This is a genomic window from Sphingopyxis sp. OAS728 (assembly GCF_014873485.1).
Classification (GTDB): domain Bacteria; phylum Pseudomonadota; class Alphaproteobacteria; order Sphingomonadales; family Sphingomonadaceae; genus Sphingopyxis.
Window position 1 is genome coordinate 312,030 of record NZ_JADBDT010000001.1, and the last position, 13,436, is coordinate 325,465.

Below are 13,436 nucleotides of genomic sequence, written 5' to 3' on the forward strand. Positions count from 1 at the left end.
CGCGCCTTGCGGGAAAGCGGCTTAGCGTGTACGGGCTGCTCAAATTTTAGGCAATCAGACGAAAGCTCCCCGCCATGGCGCCGCTCAGGCCCATTCAGATCGGCAACATCACCATCACGGATCCCGTGATCCTCGCGCCGATGACGGGCGTCTCCGACCTGCCGTTCCGCAAGCTCGTCCGTCACTATGGCTCGGGGCTCAACGTCACCGAGATGATTGCAAGCCAGGCGGCGATCCGCGAAACGCGCCAGTCGATCCAGAAGGCGGCGTGGGATCCGGTCGAAGAACCCGTGTCGATGCAGCTTGTCGGCTGCACGCCCTATGAAATGGGCGAAGCGGCGAAGCTCAACGAAGACCGCGGGGCCGCAATCATCGACATCAACATGGGCTGCCCGGTGCGCAAGGTTACCAACGGCGACGCCGGCTCGGCATTGATGCGCGACCTGAAGCTCGCCGCTGCGCTCATCGATAGCTGCGTCAAGGCAGTGAAGGTGCCGGTGACGGTCAAGATGCGCATGGGTTGGGACCTCGATAGCCTCAACGCCCCCGAACTCGCACATATCGCCGAAGATCTCGGTGCAAAGCTCGTCACCGTACACGGCCGCACGCGCAACCAAATGTACCGCGGCGAGGCCGACTGGCGCTTCATCCGGACGGTCAAGGACGCTGTGTCGATCCCGGTGATTGCCAATGGCGACATCTGTTCGGTCGACGATGCGCGCGCTGCGTTGGAACAGAGCGGCGCCGACGGCGTCATGATCGGTCGCGGCGCTTATGGCCGACCTTGGCTGCTCGGGCAGGTGATGGCGGCGCTGCGCGGCGAAATCCCGCGCCCCGACCCCGGCATCGACGAACAATATGATGTCATTACATCGCATTATCGCGCGATGATCGACCATTATGGCGAAGTGACCGGGGTCAATATGGCGCGCAAGCACCTCGGCTGGTACGTCAAGGGCGTGCATGGATCGGCCGAGTTTCGCAACAAGGTCAACCAGATCCCCAGCAGCCGCGACGTCCTAGACGCGCTCGAGCAATTCTACGCGCCGTTCCTGAGCAAGGCGGCGGCGTGACGACGCTCACGTCGAGCATCCCGAGCTTCGACCACGACGAACTGATCCAGTCGCATCCGGTTCCGACGCTGCTCATCGACGGCGGCGGCGTTGTGCTATTCGTCAACGCCGCCGCTGAACAGCTTTGCAACATCAGCCGCTCGGCAATGGTCGGGCGAGTCGTCTATGACGTCATCCATATGGATCGCAACTATCGCCAGCGGATGAGCGATGCGGCGACCTCGGCGCTCTTCGCGCATCGCACCGAGATTTCGGCCGGCGGCCGCCGGTCAATTTTCGTCGACATGCAGATGGTCCCCTATGGCCAGAGCGGCCATCGCATCCTCGCACTCGTGCCGTCGCAAAGCGATTCCGAGCTGATGGGCGGCGCAATCGGCCGTTCGGGCCGCGCTGCGGGCGCCGCGGCGTCGATGCTCGCGCACGAGATCAAGAATCCGCTCGCCGGCATCAAGGGCGCGGCGCAGTTGCTCGCGCGCAAGACCGACGCCGGCGGCGAACGCTTCACGACCTTGATCTGCGCCGAGGTCGACCGCATCGCGACTCTGATCGACCAGATGGAACATTTCTCGCGCGGGCAGCCGATCGCTTGCGGCCCGATCAACCTCTATCAGCCGATCCATCAGGCGATGGAAACCGCGCGGGCGCGCCAGTTCCCGGGGGTGCGCTTTGCCGAAGATTTCGATCCTTCGCTGCCGCTGGTTCACGGAAACCATGACGCCATGGTGCAGATCTTGCTCAACCTCGTCACCAATGGATGCGAGGCTCTCGGCGGACGCGACGATGGCGTCGTCCGGCTGACTACCGCGTATCGGCACGGCCTGTCGATTGACAATGACGACGGACGCGGCCGCATCGCGCTGCCGATCGAGGTCAGCGTCAGCGACAATGGGCCTGGCGTTCCCGCCGACGTCCGCGGCGACCTGTTCGCGCCGTTCGTGACGACGAAGCGCGAGGGCAGGGGGCTCGGCCTCGCGCTCGTGGCCAAGCTGGCACGCGACATGGGTGGAACCGTTCAGCATGTGCGCGACGGCGACTGGACCAGCTTCCGCATCCATCTGCCGGTCGCGCAAAAGGAACGTTCGGCATGAGCCAAGGCAAGACCATCCTGCTGGTCGAGGACGACCCAGCGATCGCGATGATCATCCGCGAAACGCTCGTCGGCGAGTGCGGCCAGTTGGCGTCGGTCGCCAGCATCGCCGAACGCAACGCGTGGCTCGCCGACAACCGGCCCGATCTCGTCATCACCGACGTCGTCCTGCCCGACGGCGACGGCATCGATTCGCTGCAGATCGACGCCGGGACGCCCGTGATCGTCCTGTCGGCGCAGAATACGCTCGATACCGCAGTGCGCGCGACGGGGATTGGCAGCTATGACTATTTGCCCAAGCCCTTCGACCTCGACGAACTGACCGCCAGCGTCCGCGCCGCGCTGCAGCGTAAGGTGGAGCCGACGGCGAGGGACGTTGCGGTACCGGCTGATAGCCATGGCCTTGTCGGGCGCGCCCCGGCGATGCAGGCGGTTTATCGTACGATCGCACGGCTCGCCTCGAACGATCTCGCGGTGCTAATCTTGGGTGAATCGGGCACAGGCAAGGAAGTTGTCGCGCGGGCAATCCACGCAACCGGCCTCCGCCGTGCCGGGCCTTTCGTCGCGATCAACATGGCCGCGATTCCGCGCGAATTGATCGAGGCCGAACTGTTCGGCCACGAAAAGGGCGCCTTCACCGGTGCGCACAGCCGCAATGCCGGTCGCTTCGAACAGGCGGCGGGCGGGACTTTGTTCCTCGACGAGATCGGCGACATGCCGCTCGAGGCGCAAACGCGCCTGCTGCGTGTCCTGCAAAGCAACGAATATTCGACGGTCGGGGGCAGCCAAGCGCTGCGCGCCGACGTCCGCGTCATCGCGGCGACGCACCGCGACATGCGCACGCTCGTCGCCGACGGCCGCTTCCGCGAGGATCTTTTCTACCGCCTTAACGTCATCCCGGTGACCTTGCCGCCGCTCCGCGACCGGCGCAGCGACATTGCCGCGCTCGTCCGCCATTTTGTCGAGGCCGGGCGGGGTTCGGGACTGCCCGACCGCCAATTCGCGCCTGCGGCAATGCAGTGGCTCGAACGCTACGACTGGCCTGGCAACGTCCGCGAACTCGGCAACGTCGTCCAGCGACTCGCAGTCCTGTCGCGTGACGTCACCGTGACCGTGCGGGATGTCGAGGCGGTACTGCACGAAAGTGGCGAGGGCGGCGGCGCGATCGAACCCGCGGCGCTGATCGGGCGCGCGGTCGACGACTGGGCGCGCGAAAAAATGGCGGAAGCCGGCGACGGCGATATCCACGAACAGCTTGAAGCGATTGTCGAGGCGGCACTTTTCCGGCGTGTCCTGCGCGATGTCCGCGGTAACCAATTGGAGGCCGCGCGGCGCCTTGGCATCAATCGCAACACGCTGCGCAAACGCCTCGGGCAACTCGATATCGATCCCGCGCATCCTTGATGGACAACGACAAAGCCGAAAATCGGCGCAATCGGGCGACAGTGTCGCAGTTTGTGTGTTTTCTATGCAACAGGATTGTCGTAACGTAGCAACAATGACGCAATCCCTTCCCCTGACTGTCGATATGGATTCGAATGGTGGGGAAGAGCGTTCGGGCTTCTGGCGTTTCGCGGCCCCCGAATATTACGCCCTCGCCGTCATTATCAGCGTTGCTATCGCGACCTATATCTTCGTGACGGGGGATGCGCAGAGTGAGCGATTGCTCACGCCGGCGCTCGTCGCCGCGATCATGGTCGTCAATCTCGTGCCAGCGATGGCACTGATCGTGCTGATCGGCAGCCGGGTTGCGCGCGCACGCGCCGTGCGCTCGATGGCCGGCGGCAACGGTCGTCTCCACGTCCGGCTCGTCGCGCTCTTTTCGCTGATCGCGGCGGCGCCGACGCTTCTCGTCGTGATCTTTGCATCGCTGCTGTTCCAGTTCGGCGTCGACTTTTGGTTCTCGGACCGCTCGCGCGGCATGTTCGAGAATGCGGCAAGCCTGGCCGAGGGCTATTATCAGGAAAACCAGCGCCAAGTCGGTGCCAATACCTTCGCCATGGCCAACGATCTCGGCAAGCAGCTGAGCCTCGTTCCGATCGATAGCCCGGCCTTCAGCAACTATTATCTGCAACAGGTCGTTGTGCGCAGCCTGAATGAATCGGCGATCATCGAGATCGGCAAGGATGGGGTGGCGCGCACGGCGACAGCAATCAATCCCGACAACCGGGCGGCCGAAACGCGCCTCGGCGCGGCAATGGTCGGCCGTCTTGATGCGGGTGAAGATGTCGTGGTCGTCCGCCAGCCCAACCGGATCGAGGCCGCAGCGCGGCTCCCGGGCACCGGCCGCGCCTATGTCTATGCCTCGCGCGATACAAATGTCCCCGGCTTCCAGCAATCGGCGCGCGCCAGTGCGGTGCTCGCGGACTATAACGACCTCTTCGAACGCTCGCAGCAGCTTCAATTGCAGTTCAACGGCGCGCTCTATCTCGGCTCGCTGTTGCTCCTCGCGCTCGCGGTGGTCGCGGCAATCGTGGTCGCCGACCGCATCGTTCGCCCGCTCGGCACCTTGATCGGCGCGACGCGTACGGCCGCCGGCGGCGATCTGTCGGTGCGGGTCACGCCGCCGGCGCGCGACGACGAGATTGCCGTGCTCACCCGTGCCTTCAACCGCATGACCGAACAGCTTGAGGGGCAAACGGGCGTGCTCGTCAATGTGAACGAACAGCTTGAGGCCCGGCGGAGCTTTATCGAAGCGGTGCTGAGCGGCGTGTCGTCCGCAGTGGTATCGGTCGATGCCGATCGCCGCATCCTGCTCGCCAACGCCGCGGCGGAACGGTTGATCTGCCAGTCGGCGGAATGCCTGACGGGCCAGCCGCTCGACGATGTCGCGCCCGAACTGGCGCGGCTGCTGATCAGCGACGAGCGCGAGGCGATCGTTCAGCTCTCACGCAAGGATGCCGAGCCTGCGACGCTCGCGGCGAAAGCGGTCGCGCAGGGAGACGGCTTTGTCCTGAGTTTCGAGGATATTACGCAGCAATTGCTCGACCAGCGCCGCGCCGCCTGGTCCGACGTCGCGCGGCGTATCGCGCACGAGATCAAGAATCCGCTTACCCCGATCCAATTGGCTGCCGAACGCCTCCAGCGGCGCTTTGGCGACAAGGTCGAGGGTGACACTGCGACCTTCCGCAAACTGACCGATACGGTGATCCGCCAGGTTCACGACATGCGGCGAATGGTCGACGAGTTTTCCAGCTTCGCCCGCATGCCCAAGCCGACCTTCGGGGTCGAGGATGTCCGCGATATCCTGCGCCAGGCAGTTTTCCTGTTCGAAGTTGCAAAGCCCGACATCGTCTTCACCGTCAAAACACCGGCCGAGGTCGAGTCGCTGGTCTGTGACCGCCGCTTGCTGTCCCAGGCTCTGACGAACATTGTCAAAAATGCTGTCGAAGCGATTGAAGAGAAATCGAAAAATTCGGATGTCATGCCGATCGGCCATATTGGCGCCGAACTCGACGTCGGTGCTGGCGGCGAACTGACGATCCGCGTCACCGACGACGGCATCGGGCTGCCGGAAGCGCGCGATGCAATCGCCGAACCCTATATGACGACGCGCCAGGGGGGGACTGGGCTCGGTCTCGCGATCGTCAAAAAGATCGTCGAGCAACATTATGGCGAACTCGAATTTTCAGACAACCCGGCGGGGCAGGGGACATGCGTTACGCTGACGCTTCATCCCGACCGGCTGCGGCCTTTGGCCGGCAAGGGGGGCGATACAAGCATGGGGCATGGTGAATCGGTTCCCGGACGCGTCCGGAACCGGCAGGACAGAGAAGATCATGGCGCTTGATATTCTGATCGTCGACGACGAACGCGACATTTGCGACCTCGTCGCCGGCGTCATGGAAGACGAAGGTTATGAGGCGCGCACCGCCTCGGACAGCGACTCGGCGCTGGAAGCGATCCGTCAGCGGCGGCCATCGCTCGCGCTGATCGACGTGTGGTTGCAGGGGTCGCGGCTCGACGGATTGGGGCTGGTCGAGGCAATCAAGGCGTTCGACCCCACGCTGCCGATCATCGTCATCTCGGGCCATGGCGGGCTCGACACGGCGGTCGCTGCGATCCGCCGCGGCGCGTTCGACTTCATCGAAAAGCCGTTCGAGGCGTCACGCCTGCTCCATCTCGTCGCGCGCGCCACCGAGAATGAGCGGCTCAAGTTCGAATATGAGCAATTGCGTGAAAAGGCGGGGCCGTCCGATGAACTGACCGGCACCAGCGCCGCGATCAACAATGTCCGCGCGACGCTGAAGCGCGTGGCGGGCACGGGAAGTCGCGTGCTGATCACCGGTGCGCCGGGCGTCGGCAAGGAAGTCGCCGCGCGCGTGCTACACGGCTGGAGTGGTAGGCAGAATGCGCCGTTCCGCGTGATTTCGTCGGCGCGCATGGATCCCGAGACGGTCGAGACCGAATTGTTCGGCTCCGAGGCCGAGGACGGGTCGATCCGCGTCGGGCTGCTCGAACAGGCGCATGGCGGCACCTTGTTCCTCGACGAGGTCGCCGACATGCCGATCACGACGCAGGGCAAGATCCTGCGCGTGCTGACCGACCAGAGCTTTACCCGCGTTGGTGGCCGCACGATGATCCGCGTCGATGTCCGCATCATTTCGGGCTCGGCGCGCGATCTGATGACCGAAATCGCCGAAAACCGGTTTCGCGAGGATCTTTATTACCGGCTGAACGTCGTGCCAGTGCATATCCCACCGCTGCGCGAGCGCCGCGACGATATCGCCAGCCTGTGCGACCATTACATCGGCCGTTACGCCGCCGACCGCCGCGTCGCGCCGCCCGAAATCAGCTCGGAGGCGATGGCGGCGCTGCAGGCGCATGAGTGGCCGGGCAACGTCCGCGAACTGCGCAACGTGATCGAACGTGTGATGATCCTGGCGCCGAGCGACCGCCTGGCGCGGATCGATGCCGACATGCTCCCCGCCGAACTAGTGCGCGGGGGCGCCGACATATTGCCCAATTCGGAATCGATCACCGCAATCCCGCTCAAGGAAGCGCGCGAAAATTTCGAGCGCGAATATCTGCGCATCCAGATCAACCGATTTTCGGGCAATATCTCGCGCACCGCGACCTTCATCGGCATGGAGCGCTCGGCGTTGCACCGCAAACTGAAACTTTTGGGGCTTACCGAGAGTTCGGACGGCGAGGGGTAGCGGCTTTGCGCTAGACCTTCGGCGACCTTTGCCGCATATTGCGTGCACGAAGAAGGTCTCAATAGCCGGAAAACCGGCACCATACCCGCGGTTCTGCCGCCAAAAACAGGAGGCAAATGTGTCCGATAAAAACCAGAATCTCCAGGATATTTTCCTCAACGCCCTTCGCAAGAGCAAGACGCCGGTGACCATGTTCCTGGTCAAGGGTGTGAAGCTGCAGGGCATCATCACCTGGTTCGACAATTTCTCGCTGCTGCTCCGCCGCGATGGCCAGTCGCAGCTGGTGTACAAGCATGCGATCTCGACCGTGATGCCGTCACATGATTTCGATCTGGCGCTGCTCGGCGACAATCTGCGCGATGCGCCGGCAAGCAAGGGCAAGGCGCTGCAGGATGTTTTCCTCAACGCGGTGCGCAAGTCCGACGAGTCGGTGACGATGTTCCTCGTCAACGGCGTGATGTTGCAAGGCGATATCGTTGCCTTCGATCTGTTCTGCATGTTGCTCGAGCGCGAGCGGCAGGTCCAGCTCGTCTATAAGCACGCGATTTCGACCGTCCAGCCGAACGGGCCGATCAACCTGACCGACAGCGAGCCGGACGCCGAAGCGGACAACGCCTGATCGACCCGATAGCCGACAATGAAGACGAGGTAACGCGCGGCGCCGCTGCGCTTATCGTCGTGCCCGAATGGCATAGCCAGCGGCTTGCCCGCGATCTCGACGCGCGCGCCGAGGAGGCGCGGGGGCTGGCGCTGGCGATCGGGCTCGATGTCGTCGCGGTGCACACGCTCCGCCTGCGCCAGACGCGCGCGGCGACCTTGCTCGGTGTCGGCCAGATCGAGGCGATCACGCCCGATATCGCGGCAAAGGGCGTACAACTGGTCGTTGTCGATGCGGCGCTCAGCCCGATCCAGCAGCGCAACCTCGAAACGGCTTTCGGTACAAAGGTCATCGACCGCACCGGGCTGATCCTCGAAATCTTCGGCGAACGCGCTGCGACCGCCGAAGGGCGGTTGCAGGTCGAGCTGGCGCATCTCGATTATCAGGCAGGGCGGCTGGTACGCAGCTGGACCCACCTCGAACGCCAACGCGGTGGCTTCGGCTTTCTCGGCGGCCCCGGCGAGACACAGATCGAGGCCGACAGGCGGATGATCCGCAACCGCATGGCGCGCATCCGCCGCAGTCTGGAGGATGCGCGCCGCACGCGTCAGTTGCAGCGGTCGAAACGGCAGCGCGCGCCATGGCCCGTGGTGGCGCTCGTTGGCTATACCAATGCCGGAAAATCGACCTTCTTCAATCGCTTGACGGGAAGTGACGTCATGGCGGAAGATATGCTCTTCGCCACGCTCGACCCGACGATGCGCGAGATAAGGTTGCCCGGGATCGACAAGGCAATCCTGTCGGATACGGTCGGGTTCGTGTCCGACCTGCCCACCGAGCTCGTCGCGGCATTCCGCGCAACGCTGGAGGAAGTCACCACCGCTGACCTCATCGTGCATGTTCGCGACATCGTCCATCCCGACAGCGAAGCGCAATATGACGACGTGCGCGCGATCCTGAACTCGCTCGGTGTCAACGGACCGCAGGACGACGGGGAGGGCGATGCACCGCCCGCGATCCAGCAGATCGAAATCTGGAACAAGATCGACACCGCCGATGACGAACGACGTGCGGCCATCGAGGAAATGGCAGCGCGTCGCCCCGATGTCGCGCTGATCTCGGCGGTGACAGGCGAGGGCGTCGAGGCCGCGCGCATCCTGATGGCGTCGCAATTGACCGCACTGCATAAGGTGCAGCGCATCTATCTGACCTATAGTCAAGGCGAAGCGGCGGCGTGGCTTCACGCGCGCGGCGAAGTGCTGGCGGACGAGCCCGAAGCCGAGGGGCATGTGCTGACCGTGCGGCTTGATCCCGCCGACAGCGCGCGGTTCGAGCGGCTATGGCCTGCTACGGACGTTCCGACGCCTTAACTGCCTGCCAATGGCTTTCCTGCACGTCGAGCGACAGCCCTGACAGGCTGCCGCCCGCACGCGCTTCCATCGCCGCAAAGCGGCGCGCGAATTTCATGTTGGCATCGCGTAGCGCGCTCTCGGCGTCGACGCCGAGGTGGCTGGCATAATTGACCACCGCGAACAGCAGGTCGCCGATCTCTTCGTGCCGCTCGGCGTCACTCGCCGCCTCTGCGACCTCGACAAGCTCTTCGGCGATCTTGTCGCGCGGTCCATTGACATCGGGCCAGTCGAAGCCGACGCGCGCCGCGCGGCTTTGCAGTTTTTGCGCGCGGAGCAACGCGGGCAAAGACAAGGCAACGCCTGAAAGCGCACTCGTCGGCCCGTCGGATGCGCGTGATGCGCGTTCGGCCGCCTTGATTTGTTCCCATTGCAGGCGAACGTCGTCGGTCTTTGTTTCGCCGAAGATATGCGGATGGCGTCGTTCCATCTTCTCGCTGATCGCATTGGCGACATCGTCGAAGCCGAACAGGCCGTCGTCGGTCGCGATCTGGCTGTGAAAGACGACCTGGAGCAACAGGTCGCCAAGCTCGTCGCAGATGGCCGCAGGATCGCCGCCGGCGATTGCGTCGGCGACCTCATAGGCTTCCTCGATCGTGTACGGCGCAATGGTCGAGAAATCCTGCGCGAGATCCCATTCACAGCCGCCATCGGGATTGCGCAATTGCGCCATGATGGCGAGCAGGCGGTCGATGGGGGATTGGGCTGCCGTCTCGGCCATAAGATTATCCGATAATATATATTATGTTAAATGCCAGGAGATATGAGAAGGGATAAGCTCCCCTATGTCACCGCCTGCCATGTGCGAATGACGAGGAACACGAGTCCGAAGATCGCCACCCACGCTAACGCCATCTTGAGCCAATCGGCCATCGGCAAGCGCCGTGCGATGAGCGAGCTCAGCACCAACGCGAATGCGCCCGCAAACCAGAGTATCTGGACAGTCGTTTCGCCCGTCATAGCTGCACCTCCAGTCCGTCATATCCCGGTTCGACGCCCGGCGGCAATTCGGCCGCAAGGTCGTCATAATCCATCGTATTGTCCATATGGGTGATGATCGCGCGCGGGTTGCCGACCTTGGCAAGGCCTTCGAGCGTCATAGCCAGATGCGGATGCGTCGGATGCGGATAACGGCGCAGCGCATCGATGACGAACAGGTCCACGCCCTGGAAGAAGTCGACCATCTCGTCCGTAAATTTCGAAAAATCAGTTGCATAGGCGATCTTATGTGCACCATCGCTGAAGATCAGTCCGGACGCCTTGATCGGGCCGTGCGGCATTTCGATCGCTGAGACTTCGATGGGCCCGATCGATTGATGATCGTGAAGATCGATCGGATCGACCGACGCCGGATAGCCGGCATTGCCGGCAAAGGCATAAGTGAAGCGCCATTTCAATATGTCGAGCACATGGTCGCGCGCATAGACCGGAACCGCCGATCGGCGCAGATGCATGACCTGGCGCAGGTCGTCGAGCCCGTGTGTATGGTCGGCATGCTCGTGCGTCCAGATGACCGCATCGATTTCGCCCACGCCCGCGTCGAGCAGTTGCAACCGCATATCGGGGCTGGTGTCGACGAGGATGCGAAAGCCTCCCAGCGACACCATGATCGAGGCGCGGCTACGCAGGTTTCGCGGATTGTCGGGATCGCACTGCCCCCAGTCATTGCCGATCCGCGGGACCCCCGAAGATGTCCCGCAACCGAGAATTCTGAGCTTCATCGCGCGTATGACGTCATGGCTGGGCCTTGTTGAAAAGCGTGTAGAAATTGGCGCTCGTCGCCGCGGCGAGCACGTCGGCGTCCTCGTCGCGCAGCTGGGCGAGGAACGCGAGCGTATCGGCCACAAAGGCGGGCTCGCCGGTCTTGCCGCGGTGCGGGACGGGGGCAAGGAAGGGGGAATCGGTCTCGATCAGCAGGCGGTCCTGCGGCAGCCATTTCGCGGTTGCTTGCAGGTCGGCGGCATTCTTGAAGGTAACGATACCCGAGATCGAGATGAAAAGCCCGAGGTCGAGCGCCTTGCGCGCAAAATCGTCGCTCGCGGTGAAGCAATGGATCACACCGGGGAACGCCGCCCTGCCCATCTCTTCGCCGAGCAGCGCCAACGTATCCGCCTCGGCATCGCGCGTGTGGACGATGATCGGCAGGCCGGTCGCCTGCGACGCATGGATGTGACGGCGGAAACTGTCCTGCTGCCGCACCCGGTCGCTCTTGTCGTAATAATAGTCGAGCCCGGTCTCGCCGATCCCGATCACCCGGCGGTGCGCGGCGCGTTCGACCAGCTTGGCGGTATCGACGTCGGGGTGGTGGTCGGCGTCGTGCGGATGGATACCGACGCTTGCCCATACGTCGTCGTTCGCTTCCGCCGCGGCGAGCACATCGTCCCATTCGCTTTCGCGCGTCGCGATGTTGAGCATCGCGGTGACGCCGCGCGTGCGGGCGCGGTCCAGCACGTCGGCCTGCTGCTCGGCGAGGCCCTTGTAGTTGAGGTGGCAATGCGAATCGACGAGCATCAGGCCTCCCCTTCCCCTTCAGGCAGGTCGAGGCGCGGGAAGATCGCGACAGGCTGGCCGACGGTGAAACCGCTGGCGGAAAGTTTCGCAAACCAGACGTTATCGGCGAGTGCCGCTGAATCGCGCGCATCTTCGGCGATGCCCATCTGGTCGAGCAGCTTGTCGGCGGCCGCCGGGACGACGGGCCGGATCGCGATCGCCAGCGTGCGCACCGCCTGGAACAAGGTCATCAGCACCGCGCGCATGCGTTCGGGGTCGGTCTTGCGCAGCGCCCACGGCGCCTGTGTGTCGACATATTGGTTGCACGCGAAGACGGCGCGGATCCAGTCTTCGATGCCGACCGAAAAAGCGAGCTGCTCGAATTCGCGCGGCAAGCGGGCGGCCGCCATGTCGGTGACGTCCGCGAGCAGGTCGATATCGTCCTTCGCTGGCGTATAGTCGGACGAAAGCTTGCCATCCAAATTCTTGAAAATCATCGACAAGCTGCGCTGAGCGAGATTGCCAAAGCTGTTCGCAAGATCGGCGTTCGCGGTCCGCACGATCGCCTCGGCCGAATAGGTGCCGTCCTGCCCGAAGCTGACTTCGCGGAGCAGATAATAGCGCAGCGCGTCGACCCCAAACTGGTCGGCGAGTGCCATCGGGTCGACGACATTGCCGAGCGACTTCGACATCTTCTCGCCGCGGTTCAAAAGGAAGCCGTGGCCGAATACCTGCTTCGGCAGCGGCAGATTAGCACTCATCAGGAACGCCGGCCAGTAAACCGTATGAAAACGCACGATATCCTTGCCGATCATATGGATATTTGCGGGCCAGAATGTCCCGAAGTCGCTATCGGGGTCGGGATAACCCAGCCCCGACAAATAGGTGGTGAGGGCGTCGACCCATACATACATCACATGTCCCGGCGAACCCGGCACCGGCACGCCCCAGTCGAAACTGGTACGCGAAACACTGAGATCCTTGAGGCCCCCCTCGACGAAGCGCATCACCTCGTTGCGGCGGCTTTCGGGGCGGATGAAATCGGGATTGTCGTTGTAGAGCGCGAGCAGCTTGTCCTGATAGTTGGACAGGCGGAAGAACCAGCTTTCCTCGACGGTCCATTCGACCGGCGTGCCCTGCGGCGAGAGGCGGACGTCCCCTTCCCCGTCGGTCAGCTCGCTTTCATCGTAGAAAGCTTCGTCGCGGACCGAATACCAGCCCTCATAACGGTCGAGATAAAGATCGCCATTCGCTTCCATCGCGCGCCAGATCGCCTGCGATGCGGCGTGATGCGCGGCGTCCGACGTGCGCATGAAATTGTCATAACTGATATTTAGTCTGGAGTACATCTCACGGAAATATCCCGACATTTCGTCGGCAAGGTCGATCGTCGCGCGGCCCTGGTCGCGGGCGGTCTGGAACATTTTCAGCCCATGTTCGTCGGTGCCGGTGATCAGGCGCACGTCGCGGCCGCGAGCCCGCTGGAACCGGGCCATGACGTCCGTCGCGATCGCTTCGTAAGCGTGGCCGATATGCGGACGGCCGTTGGGATAGCTGATCGCAGTGGTGATGTAGAAAGGTTCGGTGTTTTCGGACATGGCCGCGCCTTAGCCGTTGGCG

General features: G+C 63.4%; 12 protein-coding genes. 7 read left to right on the top strand and 5 right to left on the bottom strand.

Going from position 1 to position 13,436, the window contains the following annotated elements:
• Positions 1 to 74: 74 nt before the first annotated feature.
• From dusB to hflX, 7 genes are all read left to right on the top strand, one after another.
• Positions 75 to 1,073 carry a tRNA dihydrouridine synthase DusB gene (dusB, locus tag GGC65_RS01590; protein ID WP_192645553.1) on the top strand — a complete coding sequence of 333 codons (999 nt, stop codon included), beginning with the start codon at positions 75 to 77 and terminating at the stop codon, positions 1,071 to 1,073.
• Positions 1,070 to 2,161 carry a two-component system sensor histidine kinase NtrB gene (locus GGC65_RS01595; RefSeq protein WP_192645554.1) on the top strand — a complete coding sequence of 364 codons (1,092 nt, stop codon included), beginning with the start codon at positions 1,070 to 1,072 and terminating at the stop codon, positions 2,159 to 2,161. Before dusB ends, GGC65_RS01595 begins: the two co-directional genes overlap by 4 nt.
• Positions 2,158 to 3,564 (top strand): sigma-54-dependent transcriptional regulator, encoded by a 1,407-nt coding sequence (locus tag GGC65_RS01600; RefSeq protein ID WP_192645555.1) that lies wholly within the window; start codon positions 2,158 to 2,160, stop codon positions 3,562 to 3,564. The genes GGC65_RS01595 and GGC65_RS01600 overlap by 4 nt, the downstream gene beginning before the upstream one ends.
• Before the next feature lie 94 nt (positions 3,565 to 3,658).
• On the top strand, positions 3,659 to 5,950 hold the full coding sequence (locus GGC65_RS01605) for an ATP-binding protein (protein ID WP_225940629.1): 2,292 nt from the start codon (positions 3,659 to 3,661) through the stop codon (positions 5,948 to 5,950).
• Complete coding sequence (locus tag GGC65_RS01610; protein ID WP_192645556.1) at positions 5,940 to 7,319, top strand: sigma-54-dependent transcriptional regulator; 1,380 nt, start codon at positions 5,940 to 5,942, stop codon at positions 7,317 to 7,319. Before GGC65_RS01605 ends, GGC65_RS01610 begins: the two co-directional genes overlap by 11 nt.
• A 118-nt stretch (positions 7,320 to 7,437) precedes the next feature.
• Positions 7,438 to 7,938, top strand: a complete 501-nt coding sequence (gene hfq / locus GGC65_RS01615) for an RNA chaperone Hfq (RefSeq protein ID WP_039573906.1) — start codon at positions 7,438 to 7,440, stop codon at positions 7,936 to 7,938.
• Positions 7,939 to 7,997: 59 nt separating this feature from the next.
• Positions 7,998 to 9,287 (top strand): GTPase HflX, encoded by a 1,290-nt coding sequence (hflX, locus tag GGC65_RS01620; RefSeq protein WP_413052711.1) that lies wholly within the window; start codon positions 7,998 to 8,000, stop codon positions 9,285 to 9,287.
• Here the strand turns inward: hflX and mazG are convergent.
• The 5 genes from mazG to metG form a co-directional block, all read right to left on the bottom strand.
• Positions 9,265 to 10,047 carry a nucleoside triphosphate pyrophosphohydrolase gene (mazG, locus tag GGC65_RS01625; RefSeq protein ID WP_192645557.1) on the bottom strand — a complete coding sequence of 261 codons (783 nt, stop codon included), beginning with the start codon at positions 10,045 to 10,047 and terminating at the stop codon, positions 9,265 to 9,267. The genes hflX and mazG overlap by 23 nt on opposite strands.
• A 62-nt stretch (positions 10,048 to 10,109) precedes the next feature.
• Positions 10,110 to 10,286, bottom strand: a complete 177-nt coding sequence (locus tag GGC65_RS01630; RefSeq protein WP_192645558.1) for a hypothetical protein — start codon at positions 10,284 to 10,286, stop codon at positions 10,110 to 10,112.
• Positions 10,283 to 11,047, bottom strand: coding sequence for an MBL fold metallo-hydrolase (locus tag GGC65_RS01635; protein WP_192645559.1), 765 nt, complete (start codon positions 11,045 to 11,047; stop codon positions 10,283 to 10,285). Before GGC65_RS01635 ends, GGC65_RS01630 begins: the two co-directional genes overlap by 4 nt.
• Before the next feature lie 13 nt (positions 11,048 to 11,060).
• Positions 11,061 to 11,837: a TatD family hydrolase gene (locus GGC65_RS01640; RefSeq protein WP_192645560.1), complete on the bottom strand. Its 777-nt coding sequence runs from the start codon at positions 11,835 to 11,837 to the stop codon at positions 11,061 to 11,063.
• Positions 11,837 to 13,414 carry a methionine--tRNA ligase gene (gene metG, locus GGC65_RS01645; RefSeq protein ID WP_192645561.1) on the bottom strand — a complete coding sequence of 526 codons (1,578 nt, stop codon included), beginning with the start codon at positions 13,412 to 13,414 and terminating at the stop codon, positions 11,837 to 11,839. Before metG ends, GGC65_RS01640 begins: the two co-directional genes overlap by 1 nt.
• Positions 13,415 to 13,436: the final 22 nt, after the last annotated feature.